The organism is Achromobacter sp. RW408 (assembly GCF_003184165.1).
Lineage (GTDB): Bacteria > Pseudomonadota > Gammaproteobacteria > Burkholderiales > Burkholderiaceae_B > Achromobacter > Achromobacter xylosoxidans.
In genome coordinates this window covers 189,331-211,910 of record NZ_QHHO01000040.1, presented here as the reverse complement: position 1 = coordinate 211,910, position 22,580 = coordinate 189,331, and the positions used below count along the sequence as shown (strand labels likewise).

General features: G+C 66.2%; 22 protein-coding genes. 9 read left to right on the top strand and 13 right to left on the bottom strand.

Annotated elements, in window-relative coordinates:
• Positions 1-8 precede the first annotated feature (8 nt).
• The 3 genes from DK459_RS08555 to DK459_RS08545 all read left to right on the top strand — a co-directional run bounded on the left by DK459_RS08555 (position 9) and on the right by DK459_RS08545 (position 2,786).
• Positions 9-1,505 carry an amidohydrolase family protein gene (locus DK459_RS08555; protein ID WP_054470162.1) on the top strand — a complete coding sequence of 499 codons (1,497 nt, stop codon included), beginning with the start codon at positions 9-11 and terminating at the stop codon, positions 1,503-1,505.
• Positions 1,498-2,241, top strand: a complete 744-nt coding sequence (locus DK459_RS08550) for an aspartate/glutamate racemase family protein (RefSeq protein ID WP_024068774.1) — start codon at positions 1,498-1,500, stop codon at positions 2,239-2,241. Before DK459_RS08555 ends, DK459_RS08550 begins: the two co-directional genes overlap by 8 nt.
• Before the next feature lie 95 nt (positions 2,242-2,336).
• Positions 2,337-2,786, top strand: coding sequence for a lysozyme inhibitor LprI family protein (locus tag DK459_RS08545; protein WP_233256782.1), 450 nt, complete (start codon positions 2,337-2,339; stop codon positions 2,784-2,786).
• A 572-nt stretch (positions 2,787-3,358) separates the two neighbouring features.
• Here DK459_RS08545 and DK459_RS08540 read toward each other — a convergent pair.
• From DK459_RS08540 to DK459_RS08520, 5 genes are all read right to left on the bottom strand, one after another.
• The gene (locus DK459_RS08540) at positions 3,359-4,060 is read right to left on the bottom strand and encodes an ABC transporter ATP-binding protein (RefSeq protein ID WP_006386454.1); all 702 of its coding nucleotides are present in this window, start codon (positions 4,058-4,060) and stop codon (positions 3,359-3,361) included.
• Positions 4,061-4,828, bottom strand: coding sequence for a high-affinity branched-chain amino acid ABC transporter ATP-binding protein LivG (gene livG / locus DK459_RS08535; RefSeq protein WP_006386453.1), 768 nt, complete (start codon positions 4,826-4,828; stop codon positions 4,061-4,063).
• Positions 4,825-6,060, bottom strand: coding sequence for a high-affinity branched-chain amino acid ABC transporter permease LivM (locus DK459_RS08530; protein WP_006386452.1), 1,236 nt, complete (start codon positions 6,058-6,060; stop codon positions 4,825-4,827). Before DK459_RS08530 ends, livG begins: the two co-directional genes overlap by 4 nt.
• Entirely contained in the window at positions 6,060-6,986 is a 927-nt protein-coding gene (gene livH, locus DK459_RS08525; protein ID WP_020927547.1) for a high-affinity branched-chain amino acid ABC transporter permease LivH, read from the bottom strand. Before livH ends, DK459_RS08530 begins: the two co-directional genes overlap by 1 nt.
• 190 nt (positions 6,987-7,176) lie before the next feature.
• Positions 7,177-8,292, bottom strand: coding sequence for a branched-chain amino acid ABC transporter substrate-binding protein (locus DK459_RS08520; RefSeq protein ID WP_006386450.1), 1,116 nt, complete (start codon positions 8,290-8,292; stop codon positions 7,177-7,179).
• A gap of 52 nt (positions 8,293-8,344) precedes the next feature.
• Here DK459_RS08520 and DK459_RS30370 point away from each other — a divergent pair, with 52 nt between their 5' ends.
• Complete coding sequence (locus tag DK459_RS30370) at positions 8,345-8,587, top strand: hypothetical protein (RefSeq protein ID WP_146221883.1); 243 nt, start codon at positions 8,345-8,347, stop codon at positions 8,585-8,587.
• A 100-nt stretch (positions 8,588-8,687) separates the two neighbouring features.
• On the opposite strand, the gene DK459_RS08515 is transcribed toward DK459_RS30370, so the two are convergent.
• Positions 8,688-9,212, bottom strand: coding sequence for a queuosine precursor transporter (locus DK459_RS08515; RefSeq protein ID WP_047993491.1), 525 nt, complete (start codon positions 9,210-9,212; stop codon positions 8,688-8,690).
• Between the two features lie 26 nt (positions 9,213-9,238).
• Positions 9,239-10,072: a pyrroline-5-carboxylate reductase gene (gene proC / locus DK459_RS08510; RefSeq protein ID WP_006386448.1), complete on the bottom strand. Its 834-nt coding sequence runs from the start codon at positions 10,070-10,072 to the stop codon at positions 9,239-9,241.
• 194 nt (positions 10,073-10,266) lie between these two features.
• Between proC and ugpB the strand changes: the two genes are divergently transcribed.
• The 4 genes from ugpB (at position 10,267) to DK459_RS08490 (ending at position 14,717) form a co-directional block, all read left to right on the top strand.
• Positions 10,267-11,580 (top strand): sn-glycerol-3-phosphate ABC transporter substrate-binding protein UgpB, encoded by a 1,314-nt coding sequence (gene ugpB / locus DK459_RS08505; protein ID WP_006386447.1) that lies wholly within the window; start codon positions 10,267-10,269, stop codon positions 11,578-11,580.
• Between the two features lie 234 nt (positions 11,581-11,814).
• Complete coding sequence (gene ugpA, locus DK459_RS08500; RefSeq protein ID WP_006386446.1) at positions 11,815-12,696, top strand: sn-glycerol-3-phosphate ABC transporter permease UgpA; 882 nt, start codon at positions 11,815-11,817, stop codon at positions 12,694-12,696.
• 18 nt (positions 12,697-12,714) lie between these two features.
• Positions 12,715-13,566 (top strand): sn-glycerol-3-phosphate ABC transporter permease UgpE, encoded by an 852-nt coding sequence (ugpE, locus tag DK459_RS08495; protein WP_006386445.1) that lies wholly within the window; start codon positions 12,715-12,717, stop codon positions 13,564-13,566.
• Positions 13,567-13,628: 62 nt separating this feature from the next.
• Positions 13,629-14,717: a sn-glycerol-3-phosphate import ATP-binding protein UgpC gene (locus tag DK459_RS08490; RefSeq protein ID WP_020927546.1), complete on the top strand. Its 1,089-nt coding sequence runs from the start codon at positions 13,629-13,631 to the stop codon at positions 14,715-14,717.
• A 79-nt stretch (positions 14,718-14,796) separates the two neighbouring features.
• Here DK459_RS08490 and DK459_RS08485 read toward each other — a convergent pair whose 3' ends face one another.
• The 5 genes from DK459_RS08485 to DK459_RS08465 form a co-directional block, all read right to left on the bottom strand.
• Complete coding sequence (locus DK459_RS08485) at positions 14,797-15,681, bottom strand: MipA/OmpV family protein (RefSeq protein ID WP_024068771.1); 885 nt, start codon at positions 15,679-15,681, stop codon at positions 14,797-14,799.
• A gap of 83 nt (positions 15,682-15,764) precedes the next feature.
• Complete coding sequence (locus tag DK459_RS08480; protein ID WP_024068770.1) at positions 15,765-16,868, bottom strand: serine hydrolase; 1,104 nt, start codon at positions 16,866-16,868, stop codon at positions 15,765-15,767.
• A gap of 148 nt (positions 16,869-17,016) precedes the next feature.
• On the bottom strand, positions 17,017-18,309 hold the full coding sequence (locus DK459_RS08475; RefSeq protein ID WP_054470155.1) for an ATP-binding protein: 1,293 nt from the start codon (positions 18,307-18,309) through the stop codon (positions 17,017-17,019).
• Complete coding sequence (locus tag DK459_RS08470; protein ID WP_006386440.1) at positions 18,302-19,003, bottom strand: response regulator; 702 nt, start codon at positions 19,001-19,003, stop codon at positions 18,302-18,304. The genes DK459_RS08475 and DK459_RS08470 overlap by 8 nt, the downstream gene beginning before the upstream one ends.
• A gap of 212 nt (positions 19,004-19,215) precedes the next feature.
• Entirely contained in the window at positions 19,216-20,343 is a 1,128-nt protein-coding gene (locus DK459_RS08465) for a branched-chain amino acid ABC transporter substrate-binding protein (protein WP_006386439.1), read from the bottom strand.
• Between the two features lie 293 nt (positions 20,344-20,636).
• Between DK459_RS08465 and DK459_RS08460 the strand changes: the two genes are divergently transcribed.
• Positions 20,637-21,242, top strand: a complete 606-nt coding sequence (locus DK459_RS08460) for an alpha/beta hydrolase (protein WP_045953516.1) — start codon at positions 20,637-20,639, stop codon at positions 21,240-21,242.
• Between the two features lie 68 nt (positions 21,243-21,310).
• On the opposite strand, the gene DK459_RS08455 is transcribed toward DK459_RS08460, so the two are convergent.
• Complete coding sequence (locus DK459_RS08455) at positions 21,311-22,555, bottom strand: polysaccharide lyase family 1 protein (RefSeq protein WP_054447608.1); 1,245 nt, start codon at positions 22,553-22,555, stop codon at positions 21,311-21,313.
• Between the last annotated feature and the right edge of the window lie 25 nt (positions 22,556-22,580).

The following is a 22,580-nucleotide window of genomic DNA, read 5'->3' as shown; positions in this document are numbered from 1 at the left end:
ACCTGGCCATGACGGACCGCAGCACCCTGGACGACGCTCCCGCGCAAGCCGACTTCATCATCGCCGGCGCCACCCTCATCGACGGCGGCGGCGGCCCCGCCCGCCAGGGCGACCTGGCGGTGCGCGGCGGGCGCATCGTGGCGCTGGGCGACTTCGCCCATGCGCCCGGCGTGCCGGTGATCGATGCCCGCGGCCTGGCGCTGGCGCCCGGCTTCATCGACTCGCACACGCACGACGACGGCTACCTGCTGGCGCATCCCGAGATGCTGCCCAAGGTTTCGCAAGGCATCACCACGGTCGTCACCGGCAACTGCGGCATCAGCCTGGCGCCGCTGTCGCGGCGGCAGATCCCGCAGCCGCTCGACCTGCTGGGCCCGCCCGAGCTGTTCCGTTTCGCCACCTTCCGCGACTGGCTGCGGGCCCTTGCCGAAACGCCCGCCGCCGTCAACGTGATCCCGCTGGTCGGCCACACCACGCTGCGCGTGGCCGTCATGGACGACACCGGCCGCGCCGCCACCGACGCCGAACGCGCGGCCATGCGCGCCCTGCTGGACGAAGCGCTGCAGGCCGGCGCCTTCGGCGTCTCCACCGGCACCTTCTACCCGCCCGCCAGCGCCGCGCCCACCGACGAGATCATCGACGTCTGCCAGCCGCTGCGCGGCCGCGCCGGCGCGATCTACGCCACCCACCTGCGCGACGAGGCCGACCACATCGCGCCGGCCATGGAAGAGGCCCTGCTGATCGGCCGCGAACTGGACTGCCGCGTGGTGTTCTCGCACCACAAGCTGGCCGGCGAACGCAACCACGGCCGCAGCCGCGAAACGCTGGACATGATCAGCCGCGCCGCCGCCACGCAGCGCGTCTGCCTCGACTGCCACCCCTACCCGGCCACCTCGACCATGCTGCGGCTGGATCGCGCCCGCCTGGCCAGCCGCACCCTGATCACCTGGTCCAAGGGCTACCCCGAGGCCACCGGCCGCGACTTCGCCGAGATCATGGCCGAGCTGGGCCTGGACGACGAAGCCGCCCTTGCCCGCCTGGCGCCCGCCGGCGCCATCTACTTCCTGATGGATCCGGCCGACGTCAACCGCATCTTCAGCCATCCGCTCACCATGGTCGGCTCGGACGGCCTGCCGTTCGACCCGCACCCGCACCCGCGCCAGTGGGGCACCTTCACCAACGTGCTGCGCACCATGGTGCGCGAACAACGGCTGCTGTCGCTGGAAACCGCCATCCACAAGATGACCGGCCTGGCGGCGGCCCAATACGGTCTGACCGAGCGCGGCCTGCTGCGGCAGGGGTATCATGCTGACCTGGTGCTGTTCGATCCCGCCAACGTCACAGACACGGCCACTTTTTCAGCTCCCATTCAGGTCAGCCAGGGCATCCACGCCGTGTGGGTCAATGGCAGGCAGGTCTGGGATGGGGAACGGACCGGCGCCGAACGCCCGGGCCAGGTACTGGCACCCGGTGATGCAATACCTTGGAGTCAACAAAGTGAATAGCTATTCCCAGGGCTGTTACCTGGGTGTTCTGGGCGGCATGGGCCCCATGGCCGGCGCCGCCTTCGCGCTCCGCCTGGCGGCGCTCACGCCCGCCGACGCGGACCAGCAACACATCCCCACCCTGCTGCGCAACGACCCGCGCATCCCCGATCGTTCCAGCGCCTACATGGCCGGCGGCGAGAATCCCCTGCCCTACATGGTCGAAGGCGTGCGCTTCCTGGAACGCGCCGGCGCCCAGCTCATCGCCATCCCCTGCAACACCGCGCACCTCTGGTACGACGACATCGCCGCCGCCACCCAGCGCCCCGTGCTGCACATCATCCAGGCCGTCATCGACGACCTGCGCCGCCTCGGCCTGCAGCAGGGCCGCATCGGCCTCATGGGCACCGCCGCCACGCTCAAGCTCGGCCTCTACCAGCGCCACCTCGAAGCCCAGGGCTACGAATGCATCGTTCCCGACGACGATGAAGTCGAACGCTATTGCATGGCCTCGATCCGCGCCGTCAAGGGCAACCAGCTCGAAGCCGCCTTCGCCCCCGCCGCCGACTGCATCGCCCGCCTCAAGGCCCGCGGCGCCGACGCCGTCGTCCTCGGCTGCACCGAACTGCCGCTGGCCGTGCCCCACGCCCTGCGTCCCAGCCTCGGCATCACCCTGACCGACTCCATCGACGCCCTGGCCCGCGCCGCCATCGCCCACTACCTGGCCGACCAGCCCGAGCAACGCATCGCGGCGTAGGCAAGGCCCGCGAGTTGCACAACCGCGCGACAACCGGGAGAATCGATCCGTGGGCCACCCTGTCGGTGGCCCCGGACCATTCAGGAGTCAAGGACGTGCGCAACCCCGTTCTCGCGGCAGTACCGGCCAGCGCCATGAAAGGCCGGCGCCGGCAAAGCGCCCAAGGCAGACACGCGATTGTGCACGCCGTGGTCTGCGCCGTCCTCGCCAGCGCCCCGTTCCTGCCAGTCAAAGTCGCCCACGCCGCCGGCTTCGACTGCAAGGCCGCGAAAACCCATGTCGAACATCTCATCTGCGCCGACCCATCGCTGTCCAGGCTGGATGATCAGGTGAAGGATCTCTACGACAAGATCCAAGCCGAAACCGCCGGCCGCGACGGTGAAACCGGTGAACGGCGCGATCCCGTGGCGAACGAGCAGACGCAATGGCGCACCACCGTGCGCGACCGTTGCCCCGACGCCGCCTGCCTGAAATCCGCCTACGAGGACCGCATCGCCGCCATGAAAAAGAACTGGGCAGAAGCGCTGGGCCCCGCGGGCAAGTAATACGCGACGCGCTCCGGGGTGGTCGAGTTTTGCTATTTGAAAGCTCAGGCGCCCCGATCCCAGTGCCGGAGATTGAAGGCTGCTAACCGTTGAATTCGATATCGTCCGGGCTCCATGTTTGATGCAGTTCGGCATATCCCTCTCTCTCCCCTCCCCGGCGGGTCACCCCCTCCCCAAGCGCACAGCGTCATCCTCCCGACGCAAAATCAGCGCGTATGCAAAGATCGGCCGCCCGCGCGGCCGATCTTTGCGGGCCCCGCAAACGTCGCCCCTTACCCCACGCTCCAGCAACGCGACAAGCCTCGCAATCCGCAGCCCGAGGTGGGTGGCCGGTGGGCGCGGCGGGCCGTCGATGCGCCCGAGGGAAACCGAAGGGAGCCGAAGGCGTACGAGGTTGACGCAGGGGAAGTCCGGCGCCCGCGCGCCGGACCGCAATCGTTGGCCTGCCGTGCCCACCGGCCACCCGCCTCGGGCGACCTACGAAGCACCATCCGCGCCGACAAGACAAAAAAAGGGCGCCCCTTTCAGCAGCGCCCAAATTTCCCTTCGCGGGGAATAAACCGTAATTCGAATCACCCGCCCAGATACGCCTTCCGAACCTGGTCATTGACCAGCAGATTCGCCCCCGTATCCTGCAGCACGACCCGCCCGTTCTCCAGCACGTAGCCGCGATCCGCCACCTGCAGTGCCTTGTTGGCATTCTGCTCGACCAGGAACACCGTCACGCCCTGTTCCCGGATCTCGCGGATGATGTCGAAGATCTGCGCGATCACCAATGGCGCCAGCCCCAGCGTCGGCTCGTCCAGCAGCAGCAGGCGCGGCCGCGTCATCAACGCCCGCCCGATCGCCAGCATCTGCTGCTCGCCGCCCGACATCAACCCGGCGCGCTGGCTGGCCCGTTCCTTCAGGCGCGGGAACAATCCATAGACGTGGTCAATCCCCGCCTGGATCTCCTCGCGCTTGGAGAAAAAGCCCCCCATCTTCAGGTTCTCGGCCACCGTCAGGTCCTTGAACACGCGCCGCCCTTCCGGCGAAATGGCGATGCCATTGCGCATGATGTGGTGGGTGTCCTTGTTGGTGATGTCCTCGCCCTCGAAGGTGATTTTGCCTTCCTTGGCTCGCGGATTGCCGCAGACCGTCATCAGCAGCGTGGTCTTGCCGGCGCCGTTGGCGCCGATCAGGGTCACGATCTCGCCCTTGTTGACGTCCACCGACACGCCGTTCAGCGCCTGGATGGCGCCGTAGTAGGTGTGGATGTTTTCCAGCTTCAGCATTTATTCCTCCCCCAGGTACGCCTTGATGACGCGCTCGTCGTTGCGCACCTGCTCGGGGGTGCCGGTAGTGATGGGCTTGCCGTGTTCCATGACCAGGATGCGGTCCGAAATGCCCATGATCAGGCTCATGTCGTGCTCGATCAGCAGCACCGCCACGCCGAACTCGCGGCGCAGCTGGTCGATCAGCGATTGCAGATCGCGCTTTTCCTGCGGGTTCAGGCCGGCGGCCGGCTCGTCCAGCATCAACAGGCGCGGCTTGGTGATCATGCAGCGCGCGATCTCCAGGCGGCGCTGGTGGCCGTAGGCCAGGTTGCCGGCCTCGCGGTTGGCGTACTCGCGCAGTCCCATGAAATCCAGCCACTGGGCCGCGCGCGACAACGCATCGGCCTCCGCCTGGCGGTAGGCCTTGGTCTTGAGCAGGCCGGGCAGCAGGCGCGCCTCCACCTGCGTATGCTGCGCCACCAGCAGGTTCTCCAGCACCGTCAGCTGCTTGAACAGCCGCACGTTCTGGAACGTGCGCACCAGGCCATGGCGCGCCACCTTGTGGCTGGGCAGGCCGGTGATGGACTTGCCGTCCATCACGATATCGCCGGCCGTCGGCGCGTAGAAGCCGCCCACGCAGTTGAACACGGTGGTCTTGCCGGCCCCGTTGGGGCCGATGATGGCGAACACCTCGTCGGATTTGACTTCGAACGCCACGCTGTCGACGGCCAGCAGGCCGCCGAAGCGCATGGTCAGTCCGGATACTTTCAGCAATGCCTCGCTCATTTAGCCAGCTCCACGTGGGGACGCTTCATGGGCAACAACCCCTGCGGACGCCACATCATCATCAATACCATCACCAGGCCGAACATCAGCATCCGGTACTCGGCGAACTCGCGCGCCAGCTCGGGCAGCACCGTCAGCAGGATCGCCGCCAGGATCACCCCGACCTGCGAACCCATGCCGCCGAGCACCACGATGGCCAGGATCAGCGCCGACTCGATGAAGGTGAAGGATTCCGGATTGACCATGCCCTGGCGCGCCGCGAAGAACGCGCCACCGAAACCGGCGAAGGTCGCGCCCAGCGTGAAGGCCGACAGCTTGATGCGGGTCGGGTTCAGGCCCAGCGAACGGCAGGCGATCTCGTCCTCGCGCAGCGCCTCCCAGGCGCGGCCGACCGGCATGCGGATCAGGCGCGTGGAGACAAACAGCGTGACCAGCGCCAGCAGCAGCGCCATCATGTACAGGTAGATCACCATGTGCTGGTTCTGGAACGTCAGGCCGAAGAAGTCGTGGAACGTGGTCGCGCCCTCCTCGCTTGCCCGGCGCGTCATTTCCAGGCCGAACACCGACGGCTTGGGAATGCCCGAGATGCCGTCCGGACCGCCCGTGAGCGTGTTCAGGTTGATCAGCAGCAGGCGGATCATTTCCCCGAAGCCCAGCGTCACGATGGCCAGGTAGTCGCCGCGCAGGCGCAGCACCGGAAAGCCCAGCACGAAGCCGAACAAGGCGGCCATGGCGCCCGAGAACGGCAGCGCTTCCCAGAAGCTCCAGCCGCCCCAGTGGTACAGCAAGGCATAGGTGTAGGCCCCCACGGCATAGAACCCGACGAAGCCCAGGTCCAGCAGCCCGGCGAAACCGACCACGATGTTCAGGCCCAGGCCCAGCATCACGTAGATCAGCACCAGCGTGGCGATGTCGACCGAGCTGCGGCCGGCGAAAAATGGCCAGGTGACGGCCACCGCCAGGATCAGCAGCATCAGCAGCTTGTTGTTCTTGGCCGGGGCCGACGGCAGCGTCGGCAGGCCCACCTTGAGCTTCTGGAACGGCTTGGCGATCCAGGGCCGCAGCAGCTGGAACACGAACACGACCGCGGCGGCGATGGCCACCAGCGACCAGTGCGACTCCATCGAGGTGCGCGCGCCCTGGCGGATCAGTTGCAGGCCGAAGACGGGGGTGACGATGACGGCGGTCAGCACCGCCGCCATGGTGGCGTTTTTCAGGTTGTTGTTCGACATCAGACTTTTTCCACCTCAGGTTTGCCCAACAGCCCGGTGGGACGGAACAGCAGGATCAGGACCAGCAGCGAGAACGCCACGATGTCCTTGTACTGCGACGAGATATAGGCTGCCGCGAACGTTTCGGCCAGGCCCAGCAGCACGCCGCCCAGCATGGCGCCGGGAATGCTGCCGATGCCGCCCAGCACCGCCGCCGTGAAGGCCTTGATGCCGGCCAGGAAGCCGATGAAGGGATTGAGCTTGCCGATGGTGATGGCGATCAGCACGCCGCCCACCGCCGCCAGGATCGCGCCCATCACGAAGGTGAACGAGATCACGCGGTTGGTGTCGATGCCCAGCAGGTTGGCCATGTGCATGTCCTGCGAGCAGGCGCGCGAGGCGCGGCCCATGCGGGAATACTTGATGAACAGCGTCAGGCCGACCATCAGGGCGACGGTCACCAGGATGATCATGATGCGCGAATACGGCACCGTCACATCGAAGTCGGAACCCATGTGGAACTGCACCGCGCCGGACACCAGCGAAGGCACCGCCATGTCGCGCGCGCCCTGGCCCAGGGCGACCCAGTTCTGCAGGAAGATCGACATGCCGATGGCCGAGATCAGCGCCACCAGGCGGGGGCTGCCCCGCACCGGGCGGTACGCGACCCGCTCGACGCTGAAACCGTAGATGCCGGTGACGACGATGGCCACCAGCAGCATCGCGGCGATGATGAACGGTACCGGCAGGCCGCTATTGGTGCCGATGGCCGTCAGGGTGACCAGGCCGACATAGGCGCCGATCATGTAGATTTCGCCGTGAGCGAAGTTGATCATACCGATGATGCCGTAGACCATTGTGTAGCCGATGGCAATCAACGCGTAGATCGCGCCCAGAGACAATCCGTTGAAGAATTGCTGGGTAAGTTGGGGTATGAGGTCGGACATTATTTCTCTTGCTCCAAATAGTTCCGGCTCCGGTAGAGAGACCCGGAGCCGGAAACCTGGGCGTATTTTAAGGGCCTGTGATCACCGCCTGCCGGCCGCACAGCGCTTTTGGCGCATCGCTACGCGGATTACGGCACAACGACGACGACAGGCCCTCGCGCCGGCACCACGCCGGCGGAATCGCGGGAGTTTACAGCTGGGTCTTCTTGCCGTTCTTGTCCCACTTGTAGACGGCGAACTCGAAGTTCTTCAGGTCGCCCTTGGCGTCGTACTCGACCTTGCCGATACCGGTGTTGAAGGTGGTCTTGTGCATGTAGTCGGCCACCTTGGCGGGGTCCTCGCCCACCGCGGTGATGCTGTCGGCCAGGATCTGGACCGCGGCGTAGGCCGGCATCTGGAAGGCGCCGTCCGGATCGCGCTTGGCATCCTTGAAAGCCTTGACGATGCTTTCGTTGGCCGGCAGCTTGGTGAAGTCGGCGGGCAGCGTGACCAGCAGGCCGTCGATGGCCGGGCCGGCGATCGCCACCAGGTCCTGGTTGGCGGTGCCTTCCGGACCCATGAACTGGACCTTCAGGCCCTGTTCACGCGACTGGCGCAGCAGCAGGCCCAGTTCGGGGTGGTAGCCGCCGAAATAGACCAGGTCGACGCCGGCCGACTTGAGCTTGGTGATGATGGCCGAGTAATCGCTGTCGCCGACGTTAATGCCTTCGAACAGCGCCACGTTCACGCCTTCCTTGGCCAGGGTGTCCTTGACCTGGGTGGCCACGCCCGAGCCGTAGGTCTGCTTGTCGTGCAGCACGGCGACCTTCTTGGGCTTGAGGGTGTTGGCGATGTAGCGCGCGGCGTACGGACCCTGCTGGTCGTCGCGGCCGATGGTGCGGAAGAAGAAGTGCGGCTTGATGGTGTCGGTGACCAGGGGCGAGGTGGCGCCCGGGGTGATGCCGACGATGCCTTCCTGTTCGTAGACGTTGACGGCGGCCACGGTCACCCCCGAGCACGCATGGGCCACGGCGAACTTGGCGCCGGAATTGACCACGCGGTTGGCGGCCGGCACGGCCTGCTTCGGTTCGCAACCGTCGTCGATGAGGATCGGTTCGAGCTTCTTGCCCTTCACGCCGCCCTTGGCGTTGATGGTCTCGATGGCAGTCAGCGCGCCAGCCTGGATCTGGTCGCCGTACTGGGTGTTGGGGCCCGTCATGGGCTGCGGGATGCCGATCTTGATCGTATCGGCGGCGTGCACGGAACCTGCCAGGGCAAGCGCCCCGAATGCCATAGCTACCGGGGTAAGGCGATGCAGAAACTTCATGCGGAGTTCTCCAGCGAGGTTTTGAGCGGCTCTGTTCGATCCGGTTTATCGGGTGGATACCCCTAAACCCGCATCGCCCGTCGCCGGCTTCTTGGGCAAAAACACGGTGTGGGCGGTATTCTGGAAGCAAGCAGACATACTGTCACTGCGTGTAATCCCCAATATTTCAGGAGAAACCTTTAATCGTGACGGATTAGTACGACAAGTGCGTGAAATCGCAGGGGAAATCCGCGCCGCGCCTTGGATTGCCCATGGCGTGGCGCGCGAATCGATGGCAGGTGATTTATATGAATAATCATTAATACGCCGTTTGACCGCGCATTTTCATACAGTACTTACGCGAGTCTTACGGATAATGATTATCCCGTTAATTAATACCGACTGATTTTCGACAATCACACGCTGGCCGGCTTGGCCAGGTTCCACATCAGCGCGCGGAACGGCGCCAGCATGCTGATATTGACCGCCAGCTTGATCGCCAGGTCGCCCATCATCCAGGTGACCCACGGCGCGCCGCTGGCGGCGAAGGCCACGCTGAAGAACACCGCGGTGTCGAGGATCGCGCCCAGCACGCCGGAAACCAGCGGCGCGCGCCACCAGCGCTGGTCGCGCAGGCGATCGAACACCTGGATGTCGACCAGTTGCGCGCAGATATAGGCCAGCCCCGAGGCCAGCGCGATGCGCGGCGACGCCACCCACACCGACACCACCAGCGCCGCTGCGAAACCGAACCACACCACGCGGCGCGCGGCCGCGGGGCCGAAACGGCGATTGAGCACGTCGGTCACCAGGAACGCCACCGGATACGACAGGCCGCCCCAGGTCAGCCAGTCGTTCAGCGGCACCTGCACCAGGATGTTCGAGCCCACCACCACCACCAGCATGCACAGCACGGCGATGCCGAACTGCGCCCGGCTCATGGGGGCAAAGCGCGCAACGGCGTGACTCACTTGCCGAACTCCTCGGCCAGCTCGCGCGAACGCCGCGCGGCCGCGGCCATGGCGTCCTCGACGATGCCGGCAAAGCCGGCGGCGTTGAACGCGGCCAGCGCCGCGGCGGTGGTGCCGCCCTTGGAGGTGACGCGCTCGCGCAGCACCGAGGGCGGTTCGGAGGATTCCGCCGCCAGCCTGGTGGCGCCCGCGAAGGTGCCCAGCGCCAGCTGGCGCGCCTGCTCGGCCGTCAGGCCGACCTTCTGGCCGCCGGCGATCAGGGCTTCCAGGAACAGGAAGACATAGGCCGGGCCGCTGCCCGACAGCGCCGTCACGGCGTCCAGCGCGGCATCGTCAGCCACCCAGACCACTTCGCCGACGCTGGCCAGCATGGTGGCGGCCAGGTCGCGGTCGGCCTGCCCCACGCCATCCAGCGCCGCCAGGCCGGTGATGCCGGCGCCGACCAGCGCCGGCGTGTTGGGCATGCAGCGCACCAGGCGGCGCCACGGCGCCTCGGGCGTGCCCAGCCAGCCGGCCAGGGTGTCGGCGCGGATCCCGGCCGCCACGCTTATCACCAAAGTGTCGTCGCGCAACCACTGACGCGTGGAAGCCACAACGTCTTTCATGTTCTGTGGCTTGACCGCGAACACCCATACGCGGCAGCGCGCCAGGGCCTCGTCCGGGGCGGTCGCGGTGGTCATGCCGCGAGCCTGCCAGGCAGCGTGCGAATCCTGGTTAATGTCAATGACATGAATGCTGCCGGCGGGGCATACTTTGCCCGCAAGACCCGAGGCCAGCGCGGCGGCCATATTGCCGCCGCCGATGAACGCAATCGAAAGTTCGTTTTTCATAGGATGCGATTGTAAACCGGGCCGCCCCGGCGGGAAAAAAAAGAAAATGTTCGTTCGCGCCTGAAACGCGCAATTTGACAGGCGTTTTAACTGATGTGAAAGTCACGGTTTTGTCACAAACAATTCATAAGGTGACGTGTTTTCCGCGCCGGGACAACCCCGGTCGCGACACGACCAACTGGAGGAAACCTCTCATGCGATCCCACCGAATTGCCCTTACCTTCGCCGCCGTGATGGCGGCCTTTGCCGGCGCCTCCGCGCACGCGGCCACCGAAATCACGTTCTGGCACTCGATGGAAGGCGCGCTGGGCGACCGCGTCAACGGTCTGGTCGACGAGTTCAACAAGAAGAACCCCGACTACCAGGTCAAGGCCGTCTACAAGGGCAACTACGGCGAATCGATGAACGCCGGCATCGCCGCGTTCCGCGCCGGCAACGCCCCGGACATCCTCCAGGTGTTCGAAGTCGGCACCGCCACCATGATGTACGCCAAGGGCGCCATCAAGCCGGTGCAGCAGATGTCGGAAGAAGCCGGCAACCCGATCGACCCGAAGGAATTCATCGGCGCCGTGGCCGGCTACTACTCGTCGGCCGACGGCAAGCTGGTGTCGATGCCCTTCAACAGCTCGACCGTGGTGTTCTACTACAACAAGGACGCCTTCAAGAAGGCCGGCCTGGACGCCGACAAGCCGCCCAAGACCTGGGAAGAACTGGCCGCCGCCGGCCAGAAGCTCAAGGCCGCCGGCCAGGAATGCGGCTACACCACCTCGTGGCCGTCGTGGGTCCAGCTGGAAACGTTCTCGGCCTGGCACAACGTGCCGTACGCCACCAAGGATAACGGTTTCGGCGGCCTGGACGCCCGCATCGCCATCAACACCCCGCTGCACGTGCGCCACCTGGAAAACCTGGCCAAGCTGGGCAAGGAAGGCATCTTCATGTACGGCGGCCGCGGCGACGAGCCGAACTCGCTGTTCATCAGCGGCAAGTGCGCCATGATCACCGGTTCGTCGGGCCTGCGCGCCAACATCGCCAAGAACGCCAAGTTCGAGTTCGGCACCTCGACCCTGCCCTACTACGGCGACGTGCAGGGCGCGCCGCAGAACACCATCATCGGCGGCGCTTCGCTGTGGGTCTTCGCCAACAAGAAGCCGGAAACCTACAAGGGCGTGACCGCGTTCTTCAAGTTCCTGGCCAGCCCGGAAATCGCCGCCCGCTGGCACCAGCAGACCGGCTACGTGCCCGTCACCAAGGCCGCCTACGAGCTGACCAAGAAGGAAGGCTTCTACGACAAGAACCCGGGCACCGAAGTCGGCGTCAAGCAGCTGAACGTCGAAACCACCGCGCAATCGCGCGGCCTGCGCCTGGGCTTCCTGCCGCAGATCCGTGAAATCGAGGACGCTGAAATCGAACGTATCGTGTCGGGCAAGGTCTCGGCCAAGGACGGCGCCGAGAACATCGTCAAGCGCGGCAACGAACTGCTGGAAAAGTTCGAGAAGAGTGTAAAGTAACGCCCGTTCCGTGGCTTGCCGGCAAGTCCCGCGATGCACGATTCCCGTTGTGCAACAAGGACTTGCCCCTGGCGAACAAGGCTTAAAGCCCTGGTTTTTTTAGGGCTTTAAGCCTATCGTGTTTTATGAGTACCGGCGCATCCCCGCGCCGCAGGCCGGCCGGCCCACCCCGGCGGCTGTTTCACCAGGCGGCGGTTAATCCAACCGCCGCTTTTCGTACCTTGGGTTCCCCCTATGGAAAAACGTGTCGTCTTCGGGCATAAGACCCTGCCCTATCTGCTGCTCCTGCCGCAGATCGTCATTACCGTGGTCTTCTTCTTCCTTCCCGCCGGCCAGGCCATGTGGCAGTCGATGCGGCTGGAAGATGCGTTCGGCCTGTCCTCCGAGTTCGTCGGCCTCGACAACTTCATGGAACTGTTCTCGCAGCAGGCCTACCTCGATTCCTTCCGTGTCACGGCGGTGTTCTCGATCCTGGTCGCGGTGGTCGGCCTGGGCGTGTCGCTGCTGCTGGCCGTCATGGCCGACCGCGTGATCCGCGGCGCCGGCCTCTACAAGACCCTGCTGATCTGGCCCTACGCCGTCGCGCCCGCCGTGGTCGGCGTGCTGTGGCTGTTCCTGTTCTCGCCCTCGGTCGGCATCCTGGCCGTGGCCCTGCGCCAGGCCGGCGTCGACTGGAACCCGCGCCTGGACGGCAACCAGGCCATGATCCTGGTGCTGATCGCCGCCGTCTGGAAGCAGGTCTCGTACAACTTCCTGTTCTTCCTGGCCGGCCTGCAATCGATCCCGCGCTCGCTCATCGAAGCCGCCGCCATCGACGGCGCCAGCCCGTCGCGCCGCTTCTGGAGCATCGTGTTCCCGCTGCTCTCGCCCACCACCTTCTTCCTGCTGGTGGTCAACATCATCTATGCCTTCTTCGACACCTTCGCGGTGGTGGACACCACCACGCAGGGCGGTCCGGGCACGTCGACCTCGATCCTGGTCTACAAGGTGTACAGCGATGGCTTCCGCGGCCTGGACCTCGGCTCGTCCGCGGCCCAGTCGGTGGTGCTGATGTTCATTGTGATTGCCCTGACGGTCGTGCAGTTCCGCTACGTCGACCGCAAAGTGCAGTATTGATTCTCGAGGCAGATAACAATGGTTGAACGCCGTCCCTGGCTGGATATTCTGGCCCACGTCATCCTGCTGTGCGGGGTGGCCATGGTGGCCTTTCCGCTCTACGTCACTTTCGTCGCGTCGACCCAGACCGCGCAGGAAGTGGCTTCCGCGCCGATGTCGCTGATCCCCGGTCCGCACTTCGTCGACAACTACATGCAGGCGCTCTTTGGCGGCTCCTCCGGCGGCTCGTCCGGCGCGCCGGTGGGCCGCATGATGTACGTCAGCCTGATCATGGCGCTGGCGATTTCCATCGGCAAGATCGCCATCTCGCTGCTGTCGGCCTTCGCGGTGGTGTATTTCCGCTTCCCCGGCCGTATGTTCTTTTTCTGGATGATCTTCGTCACCCTGATGCTGCCGGTCGAAGTGCGCATCGCGCCCACCTACAAGGTGGTGGCCGACCTGGGCCTGCTCAACAGCTACGCCGGCCTGACGCTGCCGCTGATCGCCTCGGCCACGGCCACGTTCCTGTTCCGCCAGTTCTTCCTGACGGTGCCGGACGAGCTGATCGAGGCCGCCCGCATCGACGGCGCGGGTCCGGTGCGCTTCTTCCGCGACGTGCTGCTGCCCCTGTCCAAGACCAGCATCGCCGCGCTGTTCGTGATCCAGTTCATCTACGGCTGGAACCAATACCTGTGGCCGCTGCTGGTGACCACGCAGGAAGACATGTACCCCGTCGTCATCGGCATCAAGCGCATGATCAGCGGCGGCGACAGCGTGACCGAATGGAACATCACCATGGCCACCGCCATGCTGGCGATGATCCCGCCGGCGCTGGTCGTCATCCTGATGCAGAAATGGTTCGTCAAGGGGCTGGTCGACACTGAAAAATGAGGCCCCCACGCCGCGCCTTCGGCCTGCTGCCCCCACGACAACGACTCCGATACGAATAACTCATGGCTACTCTCAGCTTTCGCAACGTAAAGAAAACCTACGCCGGCAACGTGCCGGTCATCCATGGCATCGACATGGATGTGAAGGACGGTGAATTCATCGTCATCGTCGGCCCCTCGGGCTGCGGCAAGTCCACGCTGATGCGCATGGTCGCCGGCCTGGAAACCGTGACCAGCGGCGAGATCGTGATCGACGACAAGGTCGTCAACAACCTCGAGCCGGCCGAACGCGACATCGCGATGGTGTTCCAGAACTACGCGCTCTATCCGCACATGACCGTGTTCGAGAACATGGCGTACGGCCTGAAGATCCGCAAGTTCTCCAAGGACGAGATCAAGAAGCGCGTCGACGTCGCCGCCCAGATCCTGGAGCTGACCCACCTGCTGGACCGCCGCCCGCGCGCCCTGTCGGGCGGCCAGCGCCAGCGCGTGGCCATGGGCCGCGCCATCGTGCGCGAACCCAAGGTGTTCCTGTTCGACGAACCGCTGTCGAACCTGGATGCCAAGCTGCGCGTGGCGATGCGCCTGGAAATCATGAAGCTGCACCGCCGCCTGGGCACCACCAGCCTGTACGTGACGCACGACCAGGTCGAGGCCATGACGCTGGCGCACCGCATGATCGTCATGTACCAAGGCGTGCCCGAGCAGATCGGCACGCCGATGGAAGTGTTCGAAAAACCCGCCTCGACCTTCGTCGCCGGCTTCATCGGCTCGCCGCCGATGAACCTGATGGAAGTCAACGTGGCCGGCGACGGCACGGTGCAGACCGTCGACGGCCTGGCGCTGGAAATCTCGCCGCTGCAGGTGCCGTCGCAGGTGCGTGGCCGCAAGGTGATCATGGGCATGCGCCCCGAGCACATGCTGCTGAACACGCAGGGCGTGCCGGCCGAAGTCGAGATGGTCGAAACGCTGGGTTCCGAACAGCTGGTCCACTGCCGCTGCGGCAAGTCGACGCTGGTGGTGCGCTGCACGACGCGCCAGTTGTCCGAGTCCTCGGCCAAGGTCGGCGACCGCGTCAACGTCGGCCCCGACGGCCGCCATCCGCTGCACTGGTTCGAGGCCGACACCGGCCGCCGCGTGCAGGGCCTGTAAGGCTCCTCAATGCGCGGGGCCGGCGGCAATCCGCCCGGCCGGCCCCGCCGCCACCCTACCCGTCCGGGAAGGGACAAGCTCAATACGTGTACGTCACCATGGTGCCGATGGAGTACTGGTTGCGCTCCTTGACGATGGGGCTGTCGGCCGCATCGCCATACAGGCGGCGCGCCTCGGCGGCCACGGTCCACGACCACTCCTTGCTCAGCGGCAGCACCCAGCTCGCGCCCAGGCCCACGCTTTCCAGTCCGCCTTTGGGGTTGTAGCGGCGATAGCCCGAATTGGCCGACTGCCTGTCGCTCACGCCGTACCAGGTGCGCATGTAGTTGCCGTCGCCGAAGGTGCCGTTCAGCGACAGCGAGATCGCGCCCGCGGAACCCTCGTACACGGTGGTGCTGGCGCCCAGGTCGAACAGGGTGTAGCCACTGCCCACGTCGCTGTGTTCACTGCTTTTCTTGAAGGCGTGCGCCACGGTGGCCGACAGGGTCACTGGACCCAGCGTGGTCTCGGCGTCCATGCCGATCTGCGCGCGGCTCTTGATCTCGCCCATGCCGCGCAGCTTGTTGGAGCCTTCGAAGCCCTTCTTGCGGTCCTTGCGCGAGGCGCTGGCGCCCAGGTAGAAGCGGAAGGTGCTGTCCAGCGCCTGGGTCTCCCAGCCCAGGCCGCGATCGGTATTCAGGAAAAAGCCGCCCGGGCTGCGGATGCCCAGGCCGACGATGGGCAGCGCCGAGCTTTCGTCGCTGCCGCTGTAGCGCGGCGCGTAGCCGACGCCCAGCGTGCCGTAGAACTTCCATTCATCGGCCGGCTTTTCGGTTCCGGTCGACACCTCGATGCCGCGCGAGCTGGCGCCGCGCGAACCATAGACCGAGTTGTCGGCGACCTGCTGGCCGCCCGCGGCGAACGACAACGCTGGCAGGCTCGCCAGCAGACACGCCGCGCCGGCGCGGCGCTGCATCAGGGACATAGAGGGATATCGCTTCATAAGTACATCCGGGAAACGAGGTTGTGGGGAAATCGAACACGCGCCGCGGCCATCGCGGCGCGGACCTACTCTTGCGCCACGCCCTTGGCCTGGCGCATCAGGTTCATCGCCAGGCTGGAGACCGAGGTCACCAGCGGTTCGGCGCTATCGGCATTGCTCATCACCAGCACCGCCAGCTTTTCGCGCGGCGCCAGCACCCAGCGCGCATGGAAGGCCTCGGTCGCGCCGCTGTGTTGGCGCAGGGCATCGCCGGCGATGTAGTCGCGGTCGCACGGCGCCGCCAGCCACGACAGCGCCAGGCGGCATTCCAGTTCCATGCCGCTGGCCACGGTCTCCAGATTCAGCAGGGCCAGCGCGGATTCGTCCTTGAGGATGCGGCGGCCCTGGTAGGTGCCGCCCGCGAACAGCATGCTGGAGAACCGCGCCATCTCGGCCGAGCTGGCCCACAGGCCTTCGGCAGCCTCGTTGGACTGCGGTTGCTCGGTCCACGGCATGCCGCGGCGGTAGCCGGCGGCGCGCAATTCGCGCACCTCGTCGCCTTCGGCCGCAAGCCGGAAACCGGCGCGGGAGATGTTCAACGGCCGCAGCAGCGTGCGCCGCACGTAGGCGTCGAACGGCTCGTCGGCCACGTGCGCGACCATGTCGCCGAGCAAGGCGTAGCCCATGTCGGCGCGGGCCCGGCCCATGGTGTCTTCCAGCGTATCGGGCCGCAGCGCCAGCAGGCGGCGCGCGGTGAACGGATAGGTGCCCATCCAGTGCATGGCGACCCGCCGCGGCTCGGCTTCCCAGTGCGGCAGCGCCTGGGCCGCGGGCACGTCGAGCGACAGGCGGCCGTCGTCGGCGGCACGCAGCACGCCGGCGGCGGTGACGATCTTGGAAATGGCGCCTACGCGGTACAGCGTGTCGCCGGTGGCATTGCGGTGGCGCGCCGCATCGGCGTAGCCGAAGCCGCCGCTCCAGACCGTGCGCTGGTCATCGACGATCGCGATCGACAGGCCCGGCACCCGCTGCGCATCCATGTCGTAGGCGATGCGCTGCTTCAGGTACGCCACCACCGCCGGATAGTCGCCCTTGGCGATGGCGGGCGGCGCGGCCGGGGCGACGCCCTGGCAACCGCCCGCGACGATCAGGAGCATGGCAACGGCGGCCAGGCGGGTAAGCGTGAACATGACGAGCGGACGACCCTCTTTGGAGAACTGCCGTCATGCTAGTCAGGGATGCCGCGCCGATCTTTCCCGCTTTGTATGGAGTTTGTGAAGAATGCCGGGGCAGATTGTGAAGTTTGTTAAAGGCGTGCCGGATGCCCCGCGGGGCCGCTCAGGCCGCCTTCCAGCTCACGATGAAACGGGCCCCGCCGAGCGGGCTATCGGCCACCTCGGCGCTGCCGTTGTGCCAGCGCGCCACCCGGCTGACGATGGCCAGCCCCAGGCCGGTGCCGCCGGTGCCGCGGTCGCGGCTTTCGTCCAGGCGGATGAACGGTTCGAAGATCCGCTTGCGATCCGCGGCCGGAATGCCGGGGCCGTCGTCGTCGACCATCAGCACATACTCGCGCGGGGCCGGCGACACCAGGCTGACCTGCACCCGGCCGCTGGCATAGCGGATGGCGTTCTGCAGCAGGTTCAGCAACGCCCGTGTCATGTAGCGCTGATGCAGGTGCACCTCGCGCACCTGGCACAGCACCACTTCGCAACGCACGCCGGACTGCTCGGCCTGGAACGCGGCGTGCTGCACAACCGAATCGAGCCAGCTGCGGGCGTCCTGCGGCTGCAGGGTGACGCCGTCGCCCTTGTGCTCCAGGCGGGCGTACATCAGCAGTTCGGAAGCCATGCTGTCCAGTTCGGCGACGTCGCTTTTCATGTCGTCGATCAGGCGCTTGCGCTCGAGCGGCTCTTCCGCCCGGCCGATCATGTCCAGTTCGAACGACAGGCGCGCGATCGGCGTGCGCAGCTCGTGCGAGACCGCGTTGGTCAGTTCGCGCTGGTTGTTGATCAGCGCGCCGATGCGCTCGGACATCTGGTTGAAAGTGTCCCCCAGGTTGCCGATGCTGGAATGTCGCGACAGGCGGGCCCGGGCCTGCAGGTCGCCCTGCCCCATGCGCAACGCCGCCGTCTTGAGGGCTTCCAGGTCGCGCCAGATCGGCAGCGCCCACACCAGCATGAAGGCGCACAGCAGCAGGCCCAGCGCCGAATACACCGCGGCCACCACCCACGGGCCGAATGACGGCTCGGGCGGCAGCTTGACCTCCAGCCATTGGTTGCCCGGCCCCGGAATGGCGGCCACGAAGGTCTGCATCTTGTCGCGGATGAAGAAGTCGCCCTTGGCGGCGATGCGGCGTTCCTTGTCGCTGGCGTTGTAGTCCGCGGCGTTGAACACCCGCAGCCCCAGGCCGTAGTACGGCGCCAGCTGTTGCTCGATGTGGGCCGCGCGGGCGCCCGGCTCGACCTTCGACAGTTCCTGCACCAGGCTGTGGATCTGCCCGCGCACCGATTCGCGGGTGTAAGCGTCGCTGACCGGCTCGAACAGGTAGTTGGCGGAGCGGTCCACGACTTCGTTGGAAATCACGAAACCGATCGCCAGCACCACGAAGAGCCGCAGGACGAATTTAATCATCGCCGTCCTCGTGCGCCTTGGGCGAGAACAGATAGCCCTTGCCCCACACGGTCTTGATGCGCGCCGGATCGCGCGGGTCGTCGTCCAGCTTGCGGCGCAGCTTGCTGACGCAGACGTCGACGCTGCGGTCCAGGCCGTTGAACTCGATGCCGCGCACCGCATTGAGCAGGTCGTCGCGCGTGAGCACCTGGCCGGCCTGGCTGGCCAGGGCCCACAGCATTTCGAATTCCATGGTGGTCAGGTCGACCTCGACCCCGCCGTGCACCACCGCCCGGGTGCGCCGGTCGATGACCAGCGGCCCGAACTCCAGGCGCTCCGGCGGTTCCTCCAGCTGGCTGTGGCGCCGCAGCAGCGCGCGGATGCGGGCCAGCAGCACGCGCGGCTCGACCGGCTTGATGACGTAGTCGTCCGCGCCCGACTCCAGGCCCAGGATCTGGTCCAGGTCGTCCTCGCGGGCGGTCAGCATCAGGATCGGCGCCGACGAAAACGCGCGCAGGTCGCGGCAGACCTGCAGGCCGTCGCGGCCGGGCAGCATGAGGTCGAGGATGGTGATGGCCGGGTCATGGCGGCGGAAAGCCTCCACCGCGTGGTCGCCGCGGTAGGCCTGGGCGACATTGAACCCGTGTTGCTCCAGGAACTGCGCGATCAGGCGCGACAGCTTCGGATCGTCTTCGACTAGCAAGGCCTTGGTCATGGGGTGTCCGGACAGGAAAAGAGAGTTCGATTTGGCCGCATTCTACGCAAAACCGCGCAAGCGGCGTTCGACCGGGGGACCGGCCGATCGGTTCCCGAAGGCAGCCGCCCACGCAAAAGCCGGGCGGGAAGACGCTGCTTCCGGCCCGGCCGAAGGGTCTGGCGCCTGGCGCGCGTCCGGGGCGGCAAGGCCGCCCGGCGCACGCCAGGTGCTTACTTGTAGACGGACTTGGAGCCGTCCTTGTGCCACACGAACACGTCGAACTGGAAGTTCGTCAGGTCGCCCTGCTTGTTCCAGCTGACCTTGCCGATCGGCGTGTCGAACGAATTGGCGTGCAGGTACTTGGCGACCTTGGTCGGGTCTTCGCTGCCGGCGCCCTTGATGCCGTCGGCGATGACCTGGGTGGCGGTGTAGGCCGTCATCTGGAACGCGCCGGCCGCATTGCGCTTCTTGGCGGCGAAGGCCTTGACGATCTCCGCGTTGGCAGCGTTCTGGGTGAAGTCGGCCGGCAGCGTCAGCAGCATGCCTTCGACGGCGTCGCCCGCAATGGCGTTGATGTCCGGGTTGCCCGTGCCTTCCGGCCCCATCCACTTGGCCTTCACGCCCTGCTCGGCCGCCTGGCGCAGCAGCAGGCCCATTTCGGGGTGGTAGCCGCCGTAGTAGACGAAGTCCACGCCCTGGCTCTTGAGCTTGGTGATGACGGCCGAGTAGTCGCTGTCGCCGGCGTTGATGCCTTCGAAGATCGCGACCGGCACGCCGCCCTTTTCGAGGTCGTTCTTGACCGCGGTGGCGATGCCCTGGCCATACGACTGCTTGTCGTGCAGCACGGCGGCCTTCTTGGGCTTGAGCTTTTCCAGGATGAACTTGGCGGCGGCGGGGCCTTGCTGGTCGTCGCGGCCGATGGTGCGGAAGATGAACTCGTAGTTCTTGCCGTCGGTCAGGGCCGGCGACGTGGCCGAGGGCGTGACCATGACCACGCCTTCGTTGTTGTAGACGTCGGCGGCGGCGATGGTGGCGCCCGAGCAGACGTGGCCCACGACGAAGCCGATCTTGCTGTTGACCACGCGGTTGGCGGCGACCGGACCCTGCTTGGGTTCGCAGCCGTCGTCGATGACCACGGTTTCCAGCTTCTTGCCATTGATGCCGCCGGCGGCGTTGATGCGCTCGACCGCCGTGTCGACGCCTTCACGCACCATGTCGCCGTACTGGGTGACCGCGCCGGTGGTGGGGCCCACCACGCCGATCTTGATGGTCTGCGCCTGCGCGCCGGCGCTGAACGCCAACCCCGCGGCGACGCCCAGCGCCGCGATGACCGGGGTCAGACGAAATGCTTGCTTCATGAGTGGACTCCTTTAATGGCTTGTAATCGTTGGTTTTCGCACCGGGCGGACAGCCGGAAATGTGTTGGTCACGCCCCGTTACGTTGCATTAGCACGGCAAGCATACACTGAAAAATACCGGCATTTGCAGGGGGTTCCGGCCCGACTTGGGCGAGGTTTCGATATTGCGGTGCCGCATCGGCGACCCCGGCGCCGCCCCTCTCCCCGGCCGATTTCCTTTATGCCCACCACCGTATATGCAAAAGCGCATTTATTCGTTTGCGTTACTAAGACGGCGCGGCATCATGGCCGCCATGAGACTCCAACCGATCATCGTCCCCGGATGGAAAGACTCCGGACCCGACCACTGGCAATCGCGCTGGGCGGCCCTGCTGCCGCACGCGGTCAGGGTACGGCAACGCGACTGGGAAAATCCGGTCAGCGCGGAATGGATTTCCACGCTGGCGGCGCAGGTCGACCAGGCCCGCAGCCCGGTACTGCTGATCGCCCATAGCCTGGGCTGCCTGATCAGCGCGGCGCTGCCGGTGCCGCTGCGCGCCAAGGTCGCCGGCGCATTGCTGGTGGCGCCGGCCGACGTCGAGCGCGCCGACGCCCCGGAATGCCTGCGCGGCTTCGCGCCGATCCCGCGGCACTCGCTGCCGTTCCAGAGCGTGGTGGTGGCCAGCGACAACGATCCCTATTGCCGGCTGGAACGGGCCCGCGCCTTCGCCGAGCACTGGGGCAGCCGTGTGGTGGTGATTCCGGGCGCCGGCCACATCAACGCCGACAGCGGCCTGGAAGACTGGCCGCAAGGCCTCAAGCTGTTCGGCGCGCTGCGCCGCCGCGCCTCGTGGCGGGTATCGCCGCCGCCCGAGCGCATCGCGCCGATTCCCGAGCGTCCCCTGTCGCACCAGGCCTGAGGCCGCCGGCTCTCTTGCCCGCCACGCGCGCGTCGGCCCGCGGCAGGCGGGAAACCCATCGCCGCCCGTCACCCTGCGCAGTTCGTCCCGACCCGTGATGCGGGCAGCGGGGTATCGCCGCTGGTGTTCCCCGCGTGCTTGCGGATGCGCTCCGCCAGCTCGGCCGAGGGCTTCTCATACCCATAGCAATAGGGCGGCGTCGGCGCGGCTTCCGGGCGATAGTCCTGCAGCACCGGCTTGGCGTCCCCCAGGTAGAGGTTGTCTTTCAGGCGCAGGAATGCCTTGAAGTCGCGCGTATAGCCGTGCACGGCCTTCAATTGCTGGTAGGCGCCCTCGTCGGAGGCGCCGTTGTCCAGCGCGCTGCGCTTGGCGGCCATGGGAATGTAGCGGCAGTAATTCACCTTGACGCCTTCCACCGTGGGGAAGAATTCCGGCTCCACGCACTCGCGCTTCGAATCGTTGTTGAAGATATTGCCTTCGACCAGCGCCTTGGCCTCCAGGCTGAAACTCATGCCGTAGAAATCCCAATTCTCCAGCAGATTGTTGAACAGGTGGAAGGTGCCGAACTGGCCCCTGGGGTTGCGCTGCACCGTGTTGAAGAAGTAATTGTGGTGCAGCGTCACGCGCGCGATGGAATCACGTTCGTAGTTCGCGAACAGGTCCTTCGAGGTGATGTTGTTGAGCAGCATGACCTTGTTCGAGTTGTGGAACTTGGTCCAGGAAATCGTCACGTCGGTCGAGCCGTTCTTCACGTTGAGCAGGCGGTCGGACATGCGCGACAGATCCATGTGGTCCACCCAGACATCGCGGCTGTCGTTGGCGATGTTCACCGCCTGCGTCAGGCGGTTCAGGCGGCCATCGATGGTCAGGTGCGTCAGGATCACGTTCCGGCTGCCATACACGCCCAGCCCGTCGTCGATCAGGGCCACGTGCCTGCCGCGGCCATCGATGGTCGTGTTCGACGGCACGCGCAGTTGCGATTCCAGCACGATGGTCATGTCGGAGGCGAAACGGATCCAGGTGGGTCCCTTCTTGGCCTGCGCCAGCGCGGCGCGCAGCGTGCCCGGTCCGGCATCCTGGTCGGACGTGACCTCGATGAACCGGCCGCCCAGGCCGCCCGTGGCGCGGGCGCCGTAGCCCTCTCGCTGCTGCAGCAGCGCGGACACGAATGGACAACGCTCGTCCGGGCTGGCGCAGGACTCGTTGGCGGCCGCCGCGCCGCCGTACAGCACGGCCAGCGCCGCCAGCCAGGCCAGCGCGCGCGGCAACCGTTTGGACCAGCGCCTGGCCCATTGCGGCGCCCTGCTCCTCATACTCTCTCTCGAATTCGTTCGCGGA